Origin of the sequence: Corynebacterium sp. HMSC065D07 (assembly GCF_001810695.1) — a bacterium.
GTDB lineage: Bacteria > Actinomycetota > Actinomycetes > Mycobacteriales > Mycobacteriaceae > Corynebacterium > Corynebacterium hesseae.
On sequence record NZ_KV802448.1, the window covers coordinates 22,359 to 43,694 of the forward strand.

Consider the following 21,336-nt stretch of genomic DNA (forward strand, 5'->3'; position numbering starts at 1 on the left):
TGGCCCGATGTAGCGAAAGGCATCTCCATCCTGGGCGTCGTGCTTCTGCACATCACGCTCACCGTTCCTGAATCAGGGAAGACGTGGCTGGCGGCCTTTAACGTCTGGCTGGATCCGCTTCGCTTACCTCTGTTCTTCTTGGTGAGCGGCTTTTTTGCCCAGAAGGTTTTTCGCTTTAGCTTCGCGGAGCTTTTCACACGCCGCCTGTGGTACTTCCTCGTTCCCTATGTGGTCTGGATGCTCGTTGAGCAACAAACCAAACGCGTGGAGTACCACTGGGTCTTTGGAGATCCCATCTTCGATGTTGGCCAAATGACAGCCAGCCTGCTCGTGGGCCATTCCATGGCATGGTTTTTGCATTCGCTGATTCTGTTCAACATCTTCTTGTGGTGCGTACGCAAGCTCCCCGGGTGGGCAGCGATGGCGCTGAGCTTTAGCCCGATTCTGTTCACCGCTTGGCAGGCGCAATACACCTCGATTGCGAAGGCCATCATGTTTCTCCCGGTCTTTGTCGGCGCCGCCTATTTCCGTGATGCCATTTCCGCCTTCGCTGCAGCCATCGAGGCACCGTTTAAGGGCATATGGGATCACCGCAGTTTTTGGGCGTATTCCGGGATGACAGTGGCCTACGCCATCGGCTTTTTTACTCGCCGCGCGTGGGATAACTTCTCCGGAGAAGTTGACGTTACGTGGTTGCTCCCGGGCGCGGAGGCGCTGGTGAGGGATGACGTTCATATCCTTGTTCGCATGGTAGAGCAGTTCTTCGAGGTCCCAGTGGGAATCGCGGTGGCGGTTGTGGTGTCCTATATTCCGGCCCTGTCCACCGGACTGCGTTTCATCGGTGCTCACACGCTGCCTATCTATCTTGGGCATCCCATCGGCCTCACCATTCTTTATGGCTACCCCATGGCGCTCCATCCTCGGGAGGTTAGCCTGGCGGGCCAGTGGCCGCTGGAAAACACGTGGTTCTGGCTTAGCATGTGCGTTCTTTATTGCGCTGTCGCGTCGCTAGCACTGTGGGCTTTGGGCAAGGTGCCCGTCGTGGGCTGGACGCTTAAACCGCCGCCGATCGGTGCGAGTCGGCGAAAAACGGAACCGTCGTCTGTAGGCTCAAGCCTGAGCCAGCAGCTCACCGCGACAAGAAACACGACGAGCAAGAAATAGTCGTTGCCCGGAATCTGCTGCCACCACGACCACGTCAGCTCCAGCTGCTCATTGTGCGGGACGAGCCAGTGGCCGCGGGCCAGCAACGTCAGCCATGTGAGGGCAGCTAGGAACCAGTGTCGGCGGGCGGTCAGATATACCGCTGCTAAGCAGAGCCACGTGAAATGGTGAGACCACGAGACCGGGGAGCACAGCAGCGCCGCCGAGGAAGCGAGCAGCACGAGCTCGACCTGCGATGATGTATGCTCCATAAGCCACCACAGAAGCGCGACGATGGCGATGCATCCGAGAATCCAAAGAGCTGATGCTTGCTCGGGGACAATGCGGCTTAGCAGGCCGCGGAGTGATTGGTTGCCGGAGTAGGCCAGCCCGCCGATGCGCGAGGAATCACGAAGGGTATCGGTCCAATACACCGCGGAGCTTGCCGGGGAGGCGAGGTGCCCCACCACGCCACATGTGACGAAGGACCCCACCGCAGTGGCAAGAGCGCGCCAGTCGCGGCGAACGAAAAACACGGCGAGGAACACCGCTGGGGTGAGCTTGATGGCTATTGCAATGCCCGTAAGCACACCACGCCACGAGCTTCGTAGGCTCAGCAGTAAGCAATCTACAACGACCGCCGCGGTCAACAAAAGGTTCACTTGGCCGAAGCTGAGCGTCTCAGTAACCGGTTCCATCAGCATGCAGGCGCACAATGCCCACGAGGACCACCAACCAGGTCGCTCAGTAGCACAGCTCCGAGAAATCACGGCATACAGGCAAACCCACAGCGCCCCGAGCGATGCTGCGGTAAGAAGAACGGACAGCGGCCACAACGGGAGCCATGACACCATGGCGAAAAGCGCTGCAGCAAAAGGCGGGTAGGTAAAAGGCAGCGAAAAACCGTTGTCGAGCACATAGCTCTGTGCGTAAAGATTCTCTCCGCGTAGAAGCGCGCGTCCTCCCTCGCGATAGACATCGAGGTCAATGTGGTAATAAGGTGCAATGCTGCCGCTGCTGAATAATGCCGGAAGCTGGATAATCCACGCTAGGGAGGCCAGCCCTGCTATGAACAAGGGGAGAAGAGGGGAGGAGAGAGCTTTCTTCACGCAGTTGAGTATAGACCCCAGTGGGCAGGCCTATGTGGGCGGGAGACTAGGATACGGGGCGTGCGCTACTTCTACGACACCGAATTTATCGAGGACGGATCGACCATTGAATTGGTCTCCATCGGAATTGTCGGGGAAGACGGTAGCGAATACTACGCGGTATCCACAGACTTCGATCCGGCCAAGGCAAACGCATGGGTGCGTGAGAATGTTTTGGATAAGCTGCCGAGTCCAGCAGATCCGGTCTGGAAATCGCGCGAAACCATCCGCGAAGATCTCCTGAAATTCCTCGGCCGGCACTCCACTCCCATCGAGTTGTGGGCCTGGGTGGGCGCTTATGACCACGTGGTTGTTGCGCAACTCTGGGGCGATATGGCGAGTCTGCCCAAGGGCCTGCCGCGCTATACCCGGGAGCTTAAGCAGTATTGGGAATTCGCCGGCCGCCCCAAGCTGCCTCCAGTCCCGAACGGCAACCATGACGCGTTGGTCGACGCCCGCCATAATCTGGCCAAATTTCGGGTTTGTGAACAGCACTTGCCGTTGACTAGGGGCAACCGCGTTAATAAAGCGTGAATTAATACCGTGGCCGAAATGCCATTAACTAACGCGCGATAGACCCAAGATGGTTAAATACTGGGTGTGAGTTGGACAGTAGATATTCCCAAAGAAGTGCTCCCTGATCTGCCACCGCTGCCGGAGGGGATCAACGAGAAGTTTCAAGATGCGATTGCCCGCGAGGCAAAGCAGCAACCCAGCTGGGATCAGCTGCAAGCCGATAACGTGCGCAAGATCCTGGAATCCGTCCCACCTATCGTCGTGGCTCCAGAGATTGAGGACCTCAAGCGCAAGCTTGCCGACGTCGCCCTGGGCAACGCCTTCCTCCTCCAGGGAGGCGACTGCGCGGAAACCTTCGAGTCCAATACGGAGCCGCACATCCGCGGCAACATCAAGACGCTGCTTCAAATGGCCGTAGTTTTGACGTATGGCGCGTCCACCCCGGTGGTTAAGCTCGGTCGCATCGCCGGCCAGTACGCGAAGCCGCGCTCCTCTGATCTGGACGCAAACGGCTTGTACAACTACCGCGGTGACATCGTCAACGGCGTAGAAGCCAACGAGGAATCCCGCCGCCACGATCCCGCCCGCATGATCCGTGCCTACGCGAACTCCTCGGCGGCCATGAACCTGGTCCGCGCACTGACCCAATCCGGTACTGCTGACCTTTACCGACTCCACGAGTGGAATCGCGAGTTTGTGGCCAACTCTCCGGCAGGCGCTCGCTACCAGGCCCTGGCAAATGAAATTGAGAACGGCCTGGCCTTCATGAACGCCTGCGGAGTCTCAGACGAGACCCTGCGTTCGGCACAGATCTACTGCTCCCACGAGGCCTTGCTGAAGGATTACGAGCGTTCCATGTTGCGCTTGGGTACGGACTCTAACGGCGAGACCAAGCTCTACGACCTGTCCGCTCACCAGCTGTGGATCGGCGAGCGCACCCGCGGCCTCGACGATTTCCACGTCGCTTTCGCCTCCATCATCGGCAACCCCGTGGGCATCAAGCTTGGCCCAGGAGTAACCCCGGAGCAGGCTGTGCAGTACGCAGAGCGTTTGGACCCGAACCGTGAGCCTGGCCGCCTCACCATGATCGCCCGCATGGGCCACGACAAGGTGCGTTCCGTCTTGCCGCCGATCATCAAGGCCGTGGAGGACTCCGGCCACAAGGTTGTGTGGCAGTCCGATCCGATGCACGGGAATACCTTCACGGCATCGAACGGTTACAAGACCCGCCACTTCGACAAGATCGTCGACGAGGTCCAGGGTTTCTTCGAGGTGCACCGTGAACTGGGTACTCACCCGGGTGGTGTCCACCTCGAGTTCACCGGCGAGGACGTCACCGAGTGCCTCGGCGGCGCTGAGGACATCACGGACGTGGATCTGCCGGGCCGCTACGAGTCCGCCGTGGATCCGCGCCTGAACACCCAGCAATCGCTGGAGCTGTCCTTCCTTATCGCGGAGATGCTGCGCAACTAGAAGTTGCGCAGGCTAATATGGCCTCCAGAGAATCGGCCACGTGCCGTATTCTCCGGAGCCAAACCACCAGGCCGCCACGGCGACGGCCAAGGTGGCAAGCCCGACGAGTATGAGGAAACCTATAAGCGCGATGGCGCTGCGGTTGCTCAAAGGGCGCTCTTCTGGCTCCTCCTCGGCACCGGCCGGGGGAAGCGGCGCAGAAGGTTCTGCTACCGCAGGGGACGGTGCCGGGGGATTTACCGGTGCGGCCGGCGGGAGAAAAGCATCGTTTCGAGGCTCTACACGGGTTTCCCGCGTGGGCGGTTGAGGCGCCGGGATCGTGGACGTGGCTTCGAAGACCCGGGTATTGCCTGCCCCCGAAAAATCCGTGGGCACAGCGGCTGTTCGTGCAGCAGCCGAGTTCCGCGGGACGGGGACGGTGAATTGCGGGAGCTGCAGTTCACGGGATACATCATCCAGCGCATCGAGGAATTCGCCGGCATCCGCAAACCTTTCGGCCGGCTGGCGCGCGGTGGCGGTGGCTACGAGGGCGTCGAAAAGCATAGGCACCCCCTCGATGCGTGAGGACGGCGCCACCACATCCGCGTGCACGCGCGCTGTGGCGTGGGCTAGTGGGGTCTCGCCGTGGAAGGGGACCGTGCCGGTAAGGAGCTCAAACAGGACAATTCCGGCCGAATAGACATCGGAAGCCGGGGTGATATCCGCACCCGTAACCTGCTCGGGGGAGAGATAGCTGACGGTGCCGACGATTTGACCCGAGCTATCGTGCTCCGCCTTGGCGGAGCGCACCAAGCCGAAATCGCCGACCTTAACGCGGTGGTTGTCCGTGATGAGAACGTTGTCCGGCTTGATATCTCGGTGCACCAGTCCGGCGTGGTGGACCTCGGTGAGCCCGGCTAGCACGGAGTGCATGACGCCGGCCGCGGCATGTGGCGGCATGGGTCCGCGTTCAGCAAGGAGCTCGCGCAAGGTGCCGCCGGTGATGAGCTCCATGATGAGATAGATGGGCAACCCATCCGCGGAGAAATCATGCACGGCGACGAGGTTGGGGTGGCTTAGCTGCGCCATGGCGCGGGCCTCGCGCTCGAAGCGGGTGACGAAGACAGGGTCATCGTGATAGCGCTCATCCATGACCTTGGCGGCGACCGCGCGGCCCAATCTCATGTCGACACAGCGATACACGGTGGACATGCCGCCGCGAGCGATCGGCTGATCGATGCGGTAGCGTCCTTCAAGAATGTCGCCCACGTTCAGCCTTGTCATGGATTCCAGTATGGCCGATCAGCGCCCCAAAGTGTGATCCGGCTACAGTTGTGTCCGTGACTAATTCTGAGAACAACTTCGAGAATCCGCACCCGGAACTACCGCAGCTCCTCGCCGGCGAAAAGCTGCTGACGCTCGCTGAGGTTGCTGAAAAGCTCGATCTTCCCATCACTCGCGTCTTCGACCTGCTCAACGCGCGTAAATTCATCGTGTGGCGAAACGCCGAGGGGGAGCGCCTCGTCCCGGAGGCATTCTTCAATTCCAAGGGCGTCATTTCCAAGCACGTGTCCGGTGTCATTACAGTTCTTTCGGACAACGGGTGGGGCGACAATGAGATTCTGGCGCACCTGTTTACCGAAGATGAGTCTTTGCCAGGCCGCCCCATTGACGCGCTCCACGGGCACCTTGCGCGCGAGGTTATTCGGCGCGCGCAGGCTTCGGCGTTTTAGCAGTAGCAGCCTCATCCATGGCCGCGGTGGTGCGTGGAACACCATCGAAAATCCACTGCGTTGCTGACCATGCCACGACCACCATGGCGATGTCCCAGAACCAGTTATAGAGCTGGTGGTTTCCGTCGCCAGCGAAGGCCACTCCGATAAAGAGGGCCACGCCGGTGGTTAGTTTGATCAAGGGCAGCGGTGGGCGGAAGGTTCCCATGAGCGTGAGCACGGAGGCGTAATACCAGGGAAGCGTCACAGAGTTGAAGACGAACGCCACCTGGTAGGCAGCAGCCGTAGCGGCAATCGCGCGGCGCACGCCCGTTCGCCCCCACCACCACACGATGACGAGGCCGAGGAGCATGAGGATCATCGCAATTGAACGCAACACGCTGAGCACCCCGTTATAGGTGGTATCGGGGGAGAAGACCTGGATGAGCGGTACCAGAATGTCGGCGAGCAAGGTAGGGCCGGCCAGGGGATTGATCACCTTGGAATTGCCGCTGATTTGTGACAACCAGCCCCACGAGCTTCCCGACGCCCACGTAATCACCGCCACCGCCAGCGCGACCTCCGCCACGGCAACGATGCCGGACAGGAGAAAGACCCCGAAGCGCTTGAGTGGCGTGGTGCCTTTCGGCGCCCAGTGGTGCAGCATGAGCCACACGATAAACGGTGCGGCGAATACAGCTGTGGCTTTGAGCGACACCGCTACGCCGACAAGAAGGAGGCTGAGATGAAACTTGTTGTGAACCGCGGCGAGCAATCCCAGCGATACCAAGCCCACCATGACCGATTCATTGTGCATGCCGCCGATGAGGTGCAATAGAATCACTGGATTCGCTACACCCAACCACAGTGCTAGCGCCGGATCGCCCCCGATGCTGCGTGCAAGGCGTGGAATCGACCAAGCGATGGCGGCAAAGCCGAGGACCGATATCGCCTTATAGACGATGATGCCCGCGGCGACATTGTCCCCCACGAGGTTGGTTACCCCGTTGCCCATCCACAAGTGCAGCGGACCATAAGGCGTAGTGGTGTTTCGCCAGTCGTGTGAGACTTCCAGCAGGAAGGGGCCGGGGTTAACAGCCGCGCCTTCGACATAAGGATCGAAACCATCGCGCACCATGGCTCCCTGCATGAGATAGGAGTACACGTCCCGCGAAGCCAGTGGGGCCGCGCACAACAGCGGGGCAACCCAGCACATCAGCATTCGGCGGATGTCAGACAGCGCGCCGTCGGGTTGCGGGTTCTTGAGCTGTGGGGCGATGAGATAACGCCCAGCCAGGACCCACGCGGCGACCAATCCAAAGAGGCCAACCCAATAGAGGACTATGCCGATGTTGCGGCCGTGGCCATACGCGAGAAAACCGATATTGAGTGCCTCAAGAAAGCCGCCGCGGTTCCGGGTTGCGCCACCAGAGAAGGAGGCGAGAGCAAGGATCGCCGCGGAGACGATGCCCAAAGGAAGGGGGTTGGGAATGCGCAGGGATACGCGCGCGGATGCGGAGCGGGCCATGCTACATCCGGCGTGCGGTGGATTTGTGGGCAAGCTCTTCCAGCGTTGCCGTGACTTCGGGGGCGACCTGGGCATTATGAAGGTGGTCAAGGCCCGAGCGCGTGAGATCGCTGATGCGCTGCTCGACGACATCCGGTGCCCCGGAATCGGCAATGATCTGGGCCATGCGGGCAATATCTGCGGGATCCTCCGTCTGGCCGATGAGTCGGCGAAGCTCCGCGGCAGCAGCGGGATCAGTGGTATCCGCACGTTGCAGAGCCAATGACAAGAGGACCGTGCGCTTGCCCTCGCGCAGATCATCACCGGCGGGCTTGCCAGTAATTGCTGGGTCACCAAAGACCCCCAACAAATCATCGCGGAGCTGGAATGCGACCCCGATGTCTTGTCCATAGCCGCGGAAAGCGGCAACAAGCTTTTCGGGTGCTCCTGCTACGGCTGCGCCCAAATGCAACGGGCGCTCGATGGTGTACGCGGCGGTCTTGAAACGGTTTACTGAGTCCGCCAACGTTGCATCCTCGGAGCCTTCCGCTTCGAGGCAAATATCCAGCATTTGCCCGCCGATAACCTCGCGGCGCATCGCCCGCCACGGCGCCCGAGCGCGCGCGAGCGCCTCGGGGCTCAGGCCGGAATCCTGGAGCATGTCCTCGGCCCAGACCAAGGCCATGTCGCCCACAAGGATGGCGAGAGACTGCCCGAAGAAGTCAGCGTCACCGCTGAGCCCGAGCTCCCGATGGCGAGCGGCTACGCCACGGTGGACGGTGGGATTGCCGCGCCGGGTATCGGAAGCATCCACGATGTCATCGTGGATGAGAGCACAAGCCTGGATGAATTCTAGGGAAGAAGCTGCGCGGAGCATCGCCTGCGGGGACTCCGTGCCCTCGAGCCCATGTGCGCCGATAAAACCTGCCCACGCGTAGAGAGGGCGGATACGTTTTCCGCCGTCCAGCACGAAGGATTCCAAATAGGAGATCGCGTTAGTCACCGGGGAACCGATGGACGCGATGGCGTCGCGCTGACTATCTAGGAAAAGCTCGAGCTCCTCGCGTACGGCTACGGGGATATCGTCCAGGGAAGGTATTTGCGGAGTAGTCACGCCTGCCACTCTACCTGGGCAGGCTCACGGATTAGACGCCAGGTTAAGCGGTACCGGCTGGTGCTAGCGGCACAGCTGATTGCAGGATGGCGAAGGGGCGTGAATCGGCGGGGTAATGGAGCTGGCGAAGGAAGTCACTAAAGCCCATTTTGCGGTAGAGGCCGAAGGCGGAGTTGGCTTCATTGGGAACCTCAGGTGTGGAGAGCAGGATGTAGCGGGCGGGGAGGTTCCAGGCCAGTGCTTCAAGCAGCGCACGGCCCAGACCGTGGCCCTGTGCCTCGGGCACTACGTGGATTTCCGCCAACTCAAAATAGTTGTGGAGAACCTCTTCTTGCTCTGGGGTTGCGCCGCCGTTGTTGGAGAGCGCTCGGCGGAGTTGCCTATCCCACCAGGTATCAGGAGAGCCTAGAAAGCCGTAGGCAAAGCCGGTGATGCCGTCTTCGGAGGTGGCCGCCACGCAGGAAAACCCCGGGCGTATGAGATCCCCGCGCCACCGCATGATGGAGCTGTTGCGTACTGAGGGGTCGTAGTTCATCGCTGCAATGTAGATATCCACCAAGTGCGGGAGGGCAATGGCGAACTCTTGGGGGCTTAGGCGGCGCAGCGTGTAACTCACATGTCTAATAACAACAGATTCTTGCGGTATGTGAAAGCAGGCAACGAACCCTTCGCAGGCAAATTTGATGTGCATGTTCGAAAAACGTGGAGAAGTTCGGTAAAACTATTGTCAAATTCGAACATGTGGACTAACATTGGGGGTGGATGTAGGAAGGCGGCTTTAAGGTGAATCGCGTCAACAAACAACGACAGGAAATCAACAACACAGTCTCTATTGACAAGCTCAGGAAGAAGCCCAAGGGGGAGAGGTCATGGCACAGGTAATCTCAGCAACAGCAGCGGCGCGGAGCCGTAACCGGGAGGCGTTGCAGTGCGTACGCCGCGATCGTTTCGTGGGTCAAGCGTTGGATTTGTTGGTGGAGGCGCGCCAGAGCGCAGCGGAGGGGCGATTCGCGGACGCTTTGGAAATGGCCTATCGCGCCTCGCTGCGCGCTGCCGGGGCTCGGGTAGCGGCGTCCACGGTGTCACGTCGCCGGCGCTTGCCTACCTCCGCTTGGGAGCAAGTGGCGCTCATCGGCCCGGCTGATGCGCAGTGGGCAGCGGAGTTTAAGGACTACTCGCGTGTGCGTTCGCGAGTGGCATCCGGACTGGATCCGGTCCCTGATCCTGATACGGTCTATCGCTATGTGGCGCTTGCTGCCCGCTATGTGGATGCGACTGAGTCTGAGCTGGGCTTCGGTGGTCTCGCGGCTTAACGCGGAGCGCAGGGCCCTGGCGATGTGGTGTAGTGCGGTTAAAACGTGTGGACTGTCTTTGCGGGAACTATCTCGCTATTCTTGACGTTATAGAGGTAGTAATCCTATTTCCCAGTTCCACTACCTAAACCCAACCCACTACGGAGGACGCTGTGGCCCTTTCTGAGCACGAACAGCAAGCGCTGCGTGAAATTGAGCAGTCGTTGCTGGCCAATGATCCTGATTTTGGTGCGTCGGTGTCCGGTGAAACTTCTTTCGGCGCAAACTCGGGCGCTATCACCCTCCGCGGAGTTGCCTTGATTGTTGTCGGTCTCTGCATGATGGTGGGCGGTATTGCGTTGGCCCAGCAATCCCTGTGGTTTGTGAGCCTCTCGGTCCTCGGCTTCCTAGTCATGTTTGGATCCGGCGTCTGGATGCTGCTCGGAAACTCGGAGGATTCTCTGGTTGCAGTCGGTGCGCAGTCGTCCACTCGGGATCGCGGCAAGCAATCCAAGAAGGGTGGTAGCGACGTTGGGAACCGCCTCGAAGACAATTTCCGTCGTCGCTTTGAAGGCCGCTAAGCGTCTAGAACCGGTCCCAAAACTGGTCCTGAATAGCCCTCCGCTTTAATCCGCGGAGGGCTCTTTTAATGCGGTGACCTAGGGCAGGATGGCTTCGGCCATTGCGTAAAGGGTTTGCGTTGCGCTGCTGAGCTTTTCCGGTGAGCCGTCCGCCAGTTCAGAGGCGCGGACGATGGCCGCATTGAGCAACGAGATATCTACTGAGGAAACTCCGGGACAGAACTCGTCGACGATGGAAGCGAAACCGCCATGTGACTTCTGTACTGCCTCGTCAGCAAAGGCTTGGGGGAAGTGCTGTGCGGCGGTCATCAAATGGCCGTGAGCACTATGAATGAAGAGATCGAGCGTGGCGTCGACATAGGCGTGGATACGTTTCTTAGGCTCCGGGGAGGCTACCGCCATGGCAGACTCGAGCTGCTCATTCCACGATTGGGTGGACTGAATAAGTAGCTGCACCAGTAGATCGTGCTGGGATGATACGTATCGATAGACGCTGGGGCGGGCAAGCCCGACTTCTGCGGCAACTTCGGCCAAGGTGGGGACTGCACCATGGCTAGTGATGATCAGCTTTTCGGCAGCCTCGAGCACCGCGCGGTGCTGGACGGCGCGGTGCTCGGCTACTGTCGTTTCAGTGATCTTTGGCATGCGTGTGAGTCTACGTTAAGCTGCGCATTCTTTGCTTATCGCTGGGCGGATGCGGTGGCCGGTGTTAAGCGGCCGTCGACCATCTCATAGACCTTGTCGCAGTGATCGAGAACCTCGTAGTCGTGAGTGACCATGATGCCCGCGACGTTAAAGTCGTGGCATTCTTTTGCCAAGAGCGCAACGATCTCCTGGGAGCGTGCACGATCCAGGGCTGCGGTGGGCTCGTCGACAAGCAGCACCTGGGGGTCGCCAACGAGTGCACGCGCGATGCCAACGCGCTGCCGTTCACCGCCAGACAGGCTTCCTGGGCGGTGCTTGGCGCGGTGCTTCATGCCAACCTTGTCGAGGAGCTCAGTGCTGGAATAGCGCCCAGTCTTACCAATGACTTTGCTGGCCAGCTCGAGCTGTTCCTCCGCAGTCAACGCGGAAGGAAGGTTACCGGTGGACTGGAAGACGAAGCCGATGTGGTTGCGGCGGATCTGTGCCAGTTGGGCGTCGCCAAGCTGCACGATGTCCTCGCCCGCGACGAGGACCTGGCCGGAATCGGGCGTCGTCAATGCGCCCGCAACAGCGAGCAGCGTGGACTTGCCGGAACCTGATGGTCCGACCACGGCAACGAATTCGCCGGGATCGATGCTGAGATTGACGGAATCGAGTGCCTTAACCTGCGAATCGCCATCGGTGTAGCTGACAGTGACGTCTTTTAGTTCTAAAGCAGGGCTCATCGGTTTTCTCCTAGGGCTGCGAGGGGGTTGGTTCGGGTGACACGGACAACGGCGATGAAAGCGCCGAGCAGACCAGCGACGAAGAGGATGAGGCCGCCACTGATGACGGAACTGAATTCGGTGGCATAAGGCATGGCGGTCTGCTCCAGGAGGCTACCCAAGCCGACGGCGACAAGCGCACCCGCCAGGATGGACAAGACAAGGATGACGACTGCCTGGCCGAGGCTATCGCGCAACAAGAAACCCTTGGTCGCGCCCATCGCGCGGAGGGTGGCGATATTGCCGGCCCGCTGAATGGTCCACACGAGGAAGAAGGCGCCGGTCACGAGTGCGGCGATGACGTACAGGAACCACGTGATCATGGACAAGGTCATCATCTCGGCGGTGTAGCCGGGGGATGAGTCGAAGCTTTCCTTGAGGGTTCGAACATCCAGGCCGGACTGTTCCGAGAGGGCCTCGGTGTCGGGCTTGTCTGACGTGCGGGCGACGATGACGGAGGCTTCGTCATAAGCGTCTGGGTTCACGGCTTCGCCGTGGCGACCGCCAGCGTGGATCTCTTGCCAGATGTCGAGCGGAAGGTAGGCCACGTCCACGTGTCCGAAGGTGCGTTGATTATCGGTAAACCCAATGACATTCAGCGGGATATCCAAGCGATCGAGCGTGATGGTGTCGCCGAGCTCGATGCCCTCGTCTTGCAGGGTGGAGGAGACGATGATGTCGTGCTTGGTGTTGCTGGGCTGGCCGTCGACCCGGTTGGTGTCAAGTGCGGGCAAGCCTGCCGGTGCCACGAAGGAGTCCGGTTCTACTCCCAGCAGGGTCAGGTCCACTGCCGTGCCGTTTTGGTTATGGGCATTGGCGATGGTCAGGCCAAGAGGAGCGGCTTCTTCCACGCCGTCGTGCTGAGCGAAGGACTCGCTATCAGAGGCATCGACAACCGAGCGGGTGAAAGCTGAGTCTTTCTGGGTGCCGTCGGCGAAAGCGACGACGTCGGCATCCATTGCTTTTAGTCCGGAGACGCCGTCGTTGACCAAACCTGCTGTGAGGCCGGAGATGATGACGACGAGCATGGACATGAGGGCAAGGACAACGCCCATGAGGATGAATCGGGTACGCGCGAAGAGCATCTCGCGCCAAGCTAGATACATAGGGGATCTTCCTAGTGGGTGAAGAAAACTAATGGAGCGCCATCCCGTGGTTCTCAAGATGGCAACACACTGTTTCTATCATGGAAACGATGCGTTTCTAAAAAGAAGCGGTGGTGGCGGCGCTTTTTGACGCTTTCCCTTAATTCCCCACTTTCACCCACCGTGTGTGGCCTAGAGGTCGGAGTCCTGGGTGCCGCTGACGGTTTTGTCAGGGGTGGGGAGGGTAAAGCTGCAGGATTCTGGGGCTGGTGGGGAGATCTAGCTTCTAAGGGGCGGAAGTTGCGTGGGTGATCGCGTGGGAAAAGCCTCTGCTTCGGTGGTGTGTCAAGGGGGTGCCGGGAAAACTTCCCACCGTAAAAACATCCTTTTATCTGGAGGTTTATTGTGACACGCGGGCGAGTGGGGTGCTAAAGGTGTTGGTGGTGGGGGAAAGTGGGGTAGAGTGGGGCGCAGCGGAGGAGAGTTGTTCTCTTGTCGCGAGAGGAATCCGGAGTTTTCGAGTGGCAGGAAGGTGGACCCGGGGATGTTTCTCGGCACCTACACTCCCAAGCTCGATGACAAAGGGCGGCTTACGCTTCCAGCGAAGTTTCGCGAAGAACTGGCCGGTGGCCTCATGGTCACCAAGGGGCAGGATCACTCGCTTGCGGTGTACCCGCGCGAGGAGTTCGCGGCACGAGCCAGGAAGGCTGCGGCTGTGTCTCGTACCAACCCGGACGCACGTGCGTTCATCCGTAACTTGGCAGCGAGTGCGGACGAACAGCGTCCCGATGGGCACGGGCGTATCACGCTGTCTGCAGGCCACCGTGAGTACGCAAACCTGACGAAGGAATGCGTGGTTGTGGGCTCGGTCGACTTCCTCGAAATCTGGGACGCAGCCGCATGGGCTGAATACCAGGCGCAAACTGAAGACGCTTACTCGGCGGCAGACGCCGATGACGTACTTGCCGGACTGCTTTAGGGCTAGCCCGGTGCACCGAGAGTGCGTGTACGGACTCTGCCCGAGGAGGATGAGCTGGTGTACTTCCCCGACATCAGAACCCTTCCTCGGACAGGGCCCTATACGCACTCGATTTTTTATCGACCACATCAGACAGCAGCCTCAGGCGCCTGAACGGAAAGGGGGATAGCAGCTGTGGACCGCAATGGCACTATTACCTACGACGTGAATGACAACCATGGCCATGTCCCCGTCATGCGTGCGCGCATGGCTCAGCTGCTTGCCCCAGCGGTTGAAGCGGCAGGGGAGAACGTAGTGATTGTCGACGGCACCCTCGGCGCCGGCGGCCACAGTGAGTACTTCCTCAACTGCTTTCCCGCCGCACGCATCATTGGTGTGGATCGTGACTCCGCTTCCTTGAGCAATGCTTCTCGCCGTCTCAGTCCCTTCGCTGACCGCTTCGTCGCCGTCAACGCGCGCTTCGACGAGGTGGGCAGCGCCGTTGCGCAGGGCGAGCACGAAATTTTTTCTATCGCGCGGGAGCACGGCATTGCCGGGGCGCTGTTTGATCTTGGTGTGTCATCCATGCAGCTCGATCAGATCGAACGCGGATTTGCGTACAAGACCGACGCGCCGCTGGATATGCGCATGGACCCACGCCAGGAAATGACGGCCGCCGACATTCTGAATACGTATAGTCACGGCGAGCTTGCCCGCATCCTCAAGACTTATGGTGATGAGCGCTTCGCCGGCAAGATTGCGTCCGCTGTGCTCAAAGAAAGGGAAAAGGAACCTTTCAGCAATTCCGCGCGATTAGTTGAGCTGTTGTACGCCGCTATCCCGGCGGCAACTCGCCGCACCGGCGGCCACCCTGCGAAGCGAACCTTCCAGGCTTTGCGCGTCGAGGTCAACCGCGAGCTTGAAGCGATTGAGCAGGTTATTCCCGTGATCACGGATGCCCTGTCCGTTGGTGGGCGCGCGGTGTTTATGAGCTACCAGTCGCTCGAAGATCGCATCGTCAAGCATGCCTTCACCAAACTCAGCACCTCGACCACACCGGCGGGCCTGCCCATGGATCTCCCGGGCACCGCGGCGCACTACTCCATTGTGACGCGTGGGGCCGAGAAGGCGAGCAAGGAAGAGATTGCGGAGAACCCGCGGGCGGCATCCGTCCGGGTGCGCGCTCTCGAGCGTCTTGAAGGGACCCCGTCTTTTCATGAACCGGGAGGTAGGCCATGACGTTGAGAGACCGCACTGCACAGGCAACCGACCGCCGCGACCACGAGAGGACCCACACCATGGGCGCTAGCCGCGATTTCACTACTGGAGCCGACGTCTCGGGGCAGGGGACCGCACTGCTTGAGCGAGGTCGCCGTACCACGCCGCTGCCCAGCCGTACTCCGCATCGCGGCACAGTGCCCTCACGACGGGGCGCAACCAGTCTGCGGGGAAACCGCCTTGGGTCGAAGCAGGTAGTGAGCAATCGTGGGCGCCGTGTTGTGCAGCCCACTCGGGTCACTGGTCTTTTCGCCCGCCTGTCCTTCATTGCCATCGGCCTACTTATCGCTGGTGTGGCTGTGGCCATGTGGCTTTCGGGCTTGTCGACGTCCCAGACTTTCAAGATTCAGGAGCTTACCGCCCAGGAATCCACGCTGGATAACCAGCTAGAAACTCTCAACCGAGACTTGGAGAATGTTCGCTCCGCCTCCGATGTTGCCCGCCGTGCCCACGAAGCCAAGATGGGTATCCCGGTCCAGCCAGGCGTTGTGGAAGTCGGTCCGGACGGCAACGTGGAACAAAAGCGTGAGGCAACTCCGGATATGGAATCGGTCATCGATGTCAACGGCGAGCCGGTCCGCCCGGGGCAGGCTTCCAGTGACCCGAACGCGACCGCCAACATGTCCGACAACCTGAACGCCCGCCCGAATCTCAACGGAAGGCAGGGCGAGCGTGAGAGCTCTGCCCCGAATGATTCGCGTTCGGGAGACAACTCCGAGGGAGGTCAGTCGGGTGAAGGAAACGTAGAGCTGCCGGATATCCCGGCCCAGGCTCCTTACGCCGCTCGGGGATAGATTCCCTTCCCGCTCCGCGCGTGCCTGCGTGGACGGGGGGCGATCATAGGGCACAATTCGGGATGAGTTCATCTCCACCCCGCACCAGTGGGGGCACGATGCTTAGCTGTTCAAATACCCATCCTCGCTGCAGATAGAAAGGTGACGTGTGACCCCACCACACTCAGGTGGCCGGCGCCCGAGGCGCGTTTCCGCCGCCCGTGCCGCCCAACCGCGCGGTACCTCTCACCAACCACGGCAGCGTTACGACGCCGACCGCGTCGTTCCCGCGACCCGTTCCCGAAACCCGCGTACCGGCAAGCCGTTTATGAGCCAGCAAAAGACGATGCACCATCGCGTTCATGTCATTGCAGCGGTACTGCTCGTCGTCATGCTGGCGTGGATGGGGCGCCTCGCATGGGTGCAGATCGTGTGGGGCCCAGACTTGGCAGCGAAGGCCGCAGAACAGCGAACTCGTGTTTATGTGGATACCGCTGGGCGTGGCGAGATTCTTGCTCGCGATGGCCAGCGTTTGGCCTACACCATGCGCGCTCGGTCTTTGACTGTGTCACCGACCCGCCTGCGTGATGAGCTTCGTGAACAGGAAGAGCAGAAGGCCTCCGACGAGGCCGAGTTTGCGTCCCTAGCGCCCGACGCAAAGAAGACCTACCTCGACGACAAGGTGACTGAGAGGCTCACCGACATGTCGAAGGGAATCCCGGACAAGCTGAAGGAAGCGGGCATCGACGCCGGGGACGTGGATTCGGAGCAGATCATGGATAAGCTCCGCGCCGATACCCAGTACGAGGTTCTCGTGCGAAACGTCGACCCGGATGTCGCGGTAGCCATCGCTGAGGAATACCACGGCCTGGCTGCCGATGAACAGCAAATCCGCCAGTACCCCAACGGATCGATCGCTGAGAACGTCATTGGCAAGGTATCCATGGATGGCCAAGGCCAATTCGGTTTCGAAGCTTCCGGAGACACCACCCTCACGGGAATCGATGGCAGCTCGACGGAGGACGTTTCCGCCAGCGGCCAGGTCATCCCAGGTACTCTCCGCGATCAGGTGCCCACCACCGACGGCAAGAACGTGACGCTGACGCTGGACCTCGACTTGCAGACTTACGTGCAGCAGAAGCTGGAGAAGGCGAAGGCCAACTCGAAGGCGAAGAGCGCCGAGGCAGTCGTCTTGGACGCAGCTACCGGCCAGGTTTTGGCGATGGCAAATACTGGAACGGTTGATCCGAACAAGGACATCGAAAAGCAGCTGGACAAGAATAAGACCTTCGATAACCTTGCTGTCTCGCACCCCTTCGAGCCGGGCTCGGTGGCAAAGATCATCACCGCCGCAGCAGCCATTGAAGAGGGGCTTACTGACCCTAATGAGGTTCTGCAGGTGCCCGGTTCCATCGACATGGCCGGCGTGACTGTGAACGATGCCTGGCCGCACGGCGTCGAGCCCTACACCACGACCGGCGTCTTCGGTAAGTCATCGAACGTGGGAACGCTGATGTTGGCGGATCGACTCGGCCAAGATAAGTATGCCGACTACCTGAAGAAGTTCGGCCTCGGCCAGACGACCGGCATCGAGCTGCCCAACGAGTCTCCGGGACTTGTTCCCGATCGCTCGCAGTGGTCGGGCGGAACGTTCGCTAACCTGCCCATCGGCCAAGGCCAATCATGGACCGCCCTGCAATTGGCATCTATTTACCAGGCCCTGGCCAATGATGGTGAGCGCATCGAGCCGCGCATCATTGACTCGATTACAGCGCCGGACGGGACGAAGGAAGAACTGGACGAGCCCGAGACCACCCGCGTGGTCAGCGCCGAAACCGCGCGCACAGTCGTGGATATGTTCCGAGCCGTTTTCCAGGATGACCCGCAGGGCATTAACAACGGTACCGCCGGTAACGCAAACATTGAGGGCTATCAGCTCTCCGGCAAGACCGGTACCGCGCAGAAAGTTGATGAGGAAACTGGGGCTTATTCCAACTCCAAGTACTGGATCACGTTCGCGGGCGTTGCGCCTGCCGACGACCCCCGCTTCGTCGTCGCCGTCATGCTTGATGAACCAGAATCCGGCGTTAACGACGACGGTTCCGGCGGTCAATCTGCGGCCCCCGTATTCAGCGATATTGCATCCTGGTTGCTAGACCGCGACAATATCCCGCCCTCCCCGCCAGCACCGAAACTGACCTTGCGCGCTGAGTAAGAGCAACAGCGCCGATAAATACACCTAGAGCACAGAAGAACAGAGAAGAGGAAGCATCGTGACAAGCAGCACCAGCCTTGAGCGTTTAGCAGAGTTTTCTGGGGGCACGGTGATCGGGGATGCCTCGATCACCGTGGGGGCCTGTGGATTGAATTCTGCGACGCTGCCGCCCGGCGGCCTGTTCGCGGCGCTTCCTGGAACACGCGTCCATGGCGCGAAGTTTGCCGCAGATACCGCGGCGGCTGCCATTCTTACGGATGCCGAAGGCCAGCGCATTCTCGTCGAAGCAGGGGAGTCGCGGCCGATTCTCGTGGTGGAGGATATCCGCGCCATCCTCGGTACCGTCTCTGCCGAGATTTATGGTCATCCCACGCAGAAGCTCACCATCCTCGGCGTGACAGGCACCTCCGGTAAAACTACGACGAGTTACCTCCTTGAGGCGGGGCTGTTGCATGCGGGCTATTCGGTCGGCCTCATCGGCACGACGGGCACTCGCATCAACCGCGAGCCGGTCCCGACCTCCCTGACCACTCCGGAGGCGCCGACCTTGCAAGAGCTTTTTGCGCGAATGGTTTCCGAGGGTGTCACGCACGTCGTGATGGAGGTGTCCTCCCACGCGCTTTCCTTGGGGCGAGTTCAAGGCACACACTTCAACGTGGGCGGATTTACCAACCTGAGCCAGGACCACCTGGACTTCCACCCGACAATGGAGGACTATTTCGAGGCCAAGGCCATGCTTTTCGACGGCCCCCAAGCCGCCGACCGTTCAGTGATTTGCATCGATGACGAATGGGGGCGTCGCATGGCGCAGCGGGCAGCTGCACGCCCGGTGATTCAGGTGTCGACGGGTTCGGAGGCTCGCGAGGCTGATATCACTGGCCGCCAGCTGCGCACCGAGGTCACCGGTGCACAGCAGGTGGAACTCAAGGTCGCCTCTGGTGAGCAGGCCGGTACTTATGAATTCCGCCTGCCCATGCCGGGCACCTTCAACATTGCCAATGCGGCACTCGCGACGGGAATGGCCGCCGCTGTGGGAGTCGAGCCACGAGTTTTCCTCGAAGGAGTCGAAAAGGTGGCGGTCCCAGGCCGCATGGAGCGCATCGACCGCGGCCAAGACTTTGTCGCCGTGGTTGACTACGCACACAAGCCGGCTGCAATCGCGGCTGTGCTGGACACCCTGCGTACGCAGTTGGACGGCAGCGCGGGCCGCATCGGCATCGTCGTTGGCGCAGGTGGCGACCGTGACTCTTCCAAGCGCCCGCTTATGGGCGCGGCGGCCGCGAATGGCGCCGACCTTGTTGTCGTCACCGACGACAATCCCCGAACCGAAGACCCGGCCGCCATCCGCGCTGCCGTGCTGGCGGGAGCCCGCGAGGCGAACCCGTCGGCCGATATTCGAGAAGTTGGCTCCCGCGCCGAGGCCATCGATGAGGTCGTGACGTGGGCGCAGCCGGGTGATGCTGTCATCGTCGTCGGCAAGGGCCATGAGGTAGGACAGTTGATTGGCGATACCGTTCATCACTTCGATGACCGCGAGGAGATGGCTCGCGCCCTTGATGCCATGGCCACTGCGACTACCCTGAGTAACGAAGAATCCAAGGAGCAAGCATGATTGCGTTAAGCCTCGCTGAGATCGCTCAGATCACGGGCGGCCGCCTGGATAATGTCAACGATCCAGATACCCGAGTGACTGGGTTCGTCGAATTCGATTCTCGTAAGGTCACCCCGGGCGGTCTCTTTGTGGCGCTGCCCGGCGCTCGGGTAGATGGGCACGACTTTGCCAATACCGCGATTGACAAAGGGGCCGCGGCTGTTTTGGCGGCGCGCCCGGTGGGCGTTCCGGCCATCGTCGTCGAGCCGCACGGGCGCATCGAAGGCGACGGTGCCAATGCGGACATCTATGCCAATGATGCCGATGGCTCCGCCGCGGCCGTCGTTGAAGCACTCTCCGCGCTCGCCCGAGCAGTAACCCAGCGGCTTGCAGCCGAACAGGAGCTCACCATTGTGGGCGTTACTGGTTCGGCGGGAAAGACGTCCACCAAAGACCTCATAGCCACTATCTTCCGTGAGGTGGGGGAGACCGTTGCCCCGCCAGGCTCCTTTAACAATGAAATTGGGTTGCCCTATACGGCCCTGCGCTGCGATGAGCACACGCGCTACCTTGTGGCGGAGATGTCGGCCCGCGGCATTGGACACATCCGGCACCTGACCAACATCACCGCGCCGCGCGTCGGCGTTGTTCTCAACGTCGGCACAGCACACCTTGGTGAGTTTGGGTCGCGTGAAAACATCGCGAAGGCCAAAGGAGAACTCGTAGAAGCACTGCCGAAGGCTGTCGACGGCGGCGTGGCCGTCCTCAACGCTGATGATCCTTTCGTCGCTGCGATGGCTCCCCGCACGGCGGCCAAGGTGGTGTACTACTCCACGGAAAACCGCCGCGGAGGCGCACCGGCAGCGCAGTATTACGCCACCGATATCGAACTCGATGACGTCGCCCGTCCCTCCTTTACCTTGCATAGCCCGGATGCGGAGCCCGTTGCCGTGAAGCTGCAGGTCTTTGGCTCCCACCAGGTATCCAACGCGCTTGCTGCCGCGGCCGCAGCGATCGAGCTCGGGGTATCGGCTGCCACCGTGGCTGCTGCCCTGTCTGGGCATCGTCTCGCCTCCGAGCACCGCATGGACGTGCGCACACGCCGCGACGGCGTCACTGTCATCGATGACTCCTATAACGCTAACCCGGATTCGATGCGCGCGGCGATCGCCGCCTTGGCCTATACCGCCGCCGCGCGCCCCGATGCTCGTGCCATCGCGGTGCTGGGAGAGATGGGAGAACTCGGCGGCGATGCGGAAAAATCGCACCGCCAGCTCGGTGAGATTTTGGCCAAGTACCACGTGGAGCACTTAGTAGCAGTAGGGGAGAATCCCAACTGCCGGGCAATGGCTAAGGCTGCCATGCAGCAGGGTATAAATACAGTGGTGTGCGCCGATGCCGCGGCGGCTGCAAAGGCTGTCGACGGCATTCTGCGCGTGGCCCCGGCAGGGGTCGATGATTGGGCTAGCCGTAGCGTTAAGGACGTGGTCTTGATTAAGGCCTCCAATGCCCAACGTCTTTGGTTGGTCGCGGAACAGCTGAACAACAGCTAGCCGCTAGAA

At 60.7% G+C, this 21,336-nt stretch carries 19 protein-coding genes and 1 pseudogene; 12 read left to right on the forward strand and 8 right to left on the reverse strand.

Going from position 1 to position 21,336, the window contains the following annotated elements; all coding sequences use genetic code 11:
* Nucleotides 1-39: 39 nt before the first annotated feature.
* Nucleotides 40-954: pseudogene (locus HMPREF2760_RS05810) on the forward strand (hypothetical protein); the annotation flags it as partial.
* Nucleotides 955-989: 35 nt separating this feature from the next.
* On the opposite strand, the gene HMPREF2760_RS13215 reads toward HMPREF2760_RS05810, so the two are convergent.
* Complete coding sequence (locus tag HMPREF2760_RS13215) at nucleotides 990-2,252, reverse strand: glycosyltransferase 87 family protein (RefSeq protein WP_371440622.1); 1,263 nt, start codon at nucleotides 2,250-2,252, stop codon at nucleotides 990-992.
* Between the two features lie 60 nt (nucleotides 2,253-2,312).
* Between HMPREF2760_RS13215 and HMPREF2760_RS05815 the strand changes: the two genes are divergently transcribed.
* Nucleotides 2,313-2,825 (forward strand): polyadenylate-specific 3'-exoribonuclease AS, encoded by a 513-nt coding sequence (locus HMPREF2760_RS05815; RefSeq protein WP_070519824.1) that lies wholly within the window; start codon nucleotides 2,313-2,315, stop codon nucleotides 2,823-2,825.
* Between the two features lie 66 nt (nucleotides 2,826-2,891).
* A complete protein-coding gene (locus tag HMPREF2760_RS05820; RefSeq protein WP_070565440.1) occupies nucleotides 2,892-4,280 on the forward strand; it encodes a class II 3-deoxy-7-phosphoheptulonate synthase in 1,389 nt (462 codons plus the stop codon).
* A 12-nt stretch (nucleotides 4,281-4,292) separates the two neighbouring features.
* On the opposite strand, the gene HMPREF2760_RS05825 is transcribed toward HMPREF2760_RS05820, so the two are convergent.
* On the reverse strand, nucleotides 4,293-5,543 hold the full coding sequence (locus HMPREF2760_RS05825) for a protein kinase domain-containing protein (protein WP_070533345.1): 1,251 nt from the start codon (nucleotides 5,541-5,543) through the stop codon (nucleotides 4,293-4,295).
* A gap of 50 nt (nucleotides 5,544-5,593) precedes the next feature.
* On the opposite strand from HMPREF2760_RS05825, the gene HMPREF2760_RS05830 reads away from it, so the two are divergent.
* On the forward strand, nucleotides 5,594-5,992 hold the full coding sequence (locus HMPREF2760_RS05830; RefSeq protein WP_070519830.1) for an Rv2175c family DNA-binding protein: 399 nt from the start codon (nucleotides 5,594-5,596) through the stop codon (nucleotides 5,990-5,992).
* On the opposite strand, the gene HMPREF2760_RS05835 is transcribed toward HMPREF2760_RS05830, so the two are convergent.
* The 3 genes from HMPREF2760_RS05835 to HMPREF2760_RS05845 are packed head-to-tail and all read right to left on the reverse strand — an operon-like array spanning nucleotide 5,961 to nucleotide 9,208.
* Nucleotides 5,961-7,499: an alpha-(1->6)-mannopyranosyltransferase A gene (locus HMPREF2760_RS05835; protein ID WP_070596830.1), complete on the reverse strand. Its 1,539-nt coding sequence runs from the start codon at nucleotides 7,497-7,499 to the stop codon at nucleotides 5,961-5,963. The two genes, HMPREF2760_RS05830 and HMPREF2760_RS05835, sit on opposite strands and share 32 nt — an antisense overlap.
* A 1-nt stretch (nucleotide 7,500) precedes the next feature.
* Entirely contained in the window at nucleotides 7,501-8,592 is a 1,092-nt protein-coding gene (locus HMPREF2760_RS05840; protein ID WP_070533343.1) for a polyprenyl synthetase family protein, read from the reverse strand.
* A gap of 43 nt (nucleotides 8,593-8,635) precedes the next feature.
* A complete protein-coding gene (locus tag HMPREF2760_RS05845; protein ID WP_070533340.1) occupies nucleotides 8,636-9,208 on the reverse strand; it encodes a GNAT family N-acetyltransferase in 573 nt (190 codons plus the stop codon).
* Between the two features lie 253 nt (nucleotides 9,209-9,461).
* Here HMPREF2760_RS05845 and HMPREF2760_RS05850 point away from each other — a divergent pair, with 253 nt between their 5' ends.
* Together HMPREF2760_RS05850 and HMPREF2760_RS05855 are read left to right on the forward strand one after the other, a co-directional pair.
* Nucleotides 9,462-9,905 (forward strand): SAV_6107 family HEPN domain-containing protein, encoded by a 444-nt coding sequence (locus tag HMPREF2760_RS05850; protein WP_070565446.1) that lies wholly within the window; start codon nucleotides 9,462-9,464, stop codon nucleotides 9,903-9,905.
* Nucleotides 9,906-10,057: 152 nt separating this feature from the next.
* Complete coding sequence (locus HMPREF2760_RS05855) at nucleotides 10,058-10,465, forward strand: DUF3040 domain-containing protein (protein ID WP_070596831.1); 408 nt, start codon at nucleotides 10,058-10,060, stop codon at nucleotides 10,463-10,465.
* A 78-nt stretch (nucleotides 10,466-10,543) separates the two neighbouring features.
* On the opposite strand, the gene HMPREF2760_RS05860 is transcribed toward HMPREF2760_RS05855, so the two are convergent.
* The 3 genes from HMPREF2760_RS05860 to HMPREF2760_RS05870 are packed head-to-tail and all read right to left on the reverse strand — an operon-like array spanning nucleotide 10,544 to nucleotide 12,980.
* Entirely contained in the window at nucleotides 10,544-11,110 is a 567-nt protein-coding gene (locus HMPREF2760_RS05860; RefSeq protein WP_070596832.1) for a TetR/AcrR family transcriptional regulator, read from the reverse strand.
* Between the two features lie 35 nt (nucleotides 11,111-11,145).
* Nucleotides 11,146-11,835, reverse strand: a complete 690-nt coding sequence (locus HMPREF2760_RS05865; protein ID WP_070565448.1) for an ABC transporter ATP-binding protein — start codon at nucleotides 11,833-11,835, stop codon at nucleotides 11,146-11,148.
* Nucleotides 11,832-12,980, reverse strand: a complete 1,149-nt coding sequence (locus HMPREF2760_RS05870) for an ABC transporter permease (RefSeq protein ID WP_070596833.1) — start codon at nucleotides 12,978-12,980, stop codon at nucleotides 11,832-11,834. Before HMPREF2760_RS05870 ends, HMPREF2760_RS05865 begins: the two co-directional genes overlap by 4 nt.
* Before the next feature lie 523 nt (nucleotides 12,981-13,503).
* On the opposite strand from HMPREF2760_RS05870, the gene mraZ reads away from it, so the two are divergent.
* From mraZ to murF, 6 genes are all read left to right on the forward strand, one after another.
* The gene (gene mraZ, locus HMPREF2760_RS05875; protein ID WP_010190539.1) at nucleotides 13,504-13,938 is read left to right on the forward strand and encodes a division/cell wall cluster transcriptional repressor MraZ; all 435 of its coding nucleotides are present in this window, start codon (nucleotides 13,504-13,506) and stop codon (nucleotides 13,936-13,938) included.
* Between the two features lie 174 nt (nucleotides 13,939-14,112).
* Nucleotides 14,113-15,156 (forward strand): 16S rRNA (cytosine(1402)-N(4))-methyltransferase RsmH, encoded by a 1,044-nt coding sequence (gene rsmH, locus HMPREF2760_RS05880; RefSeq protein ID WP_070596834.1) that lies wholly within the window; start codon nucleotides 14,113-14,115, stop codon nucleotides 15,154-15,156.
* A complete protein-coding gene (locus HMPREF2760_RS05885) occupies nucleotides 15,153-15,989 on the forward strand; it encodes a cell division protein FtsL (RefSeq protein WP_070596835.1) in 837 nt (278 codons plus the stop codon). Before rsmH ends, HMPREF2760_RS05885 begins: the two co-directional genes overlap by 4 nt.
* A 325-nt stretch (nucleotides 15,990-16,314) precedes the next feature.
* Nucleotides 16,315-18,183 (forward strand): peptidoglycan D,D-transpeptidase FtsI family protein, encoded by a 1,869-nt coding sequence (locus HMPREF2760_RS05890; protein WP_070561912.1) that lies wholly within the window; start codon nucleotides 16,315-16,317, stop codon nucleotides 18,181-18,183.
* A 58-nt stretch (nucleotides 18,184-18,241) separates the two neighbouring features.
* The gene (locus HMPREF2760_RS05895) at nucleotides 18,242-19,795 is read left to right on the forward strand and encodes a UDP-N-acetylmuramoyl-L-alanyl-D-glutamate--2,6-diaminopimelate ligase (protein WP_070596836.1); all 1,554 of its coding nucleotides are present in this window, start codon (nucleotides 18,242-18,244) and stop codon (nucleotides 19,793-19,795) included.
* Nucleotides 19,792-21,327: a UDP-N-acetylmuramoyl-tripeptide--D-alanyl-D-alanine ligase gene (gene murF, locus HMPREF2760_RS05900; protein WP_070596837.1), complete on the forward strand. Its 1,536-nt coding sequence runs from the start codon at nucleotides 19,792-19,794 to the stop codon at nucleotides 21,325-21,327. Before HMPREF2760_RS05895 ends, murF begins: the two co-directional genes overlap by 4 nt.
* The last annotated feature ends 9 nt before the right edge of the window (nucleotides 21,328-21,336 follow it).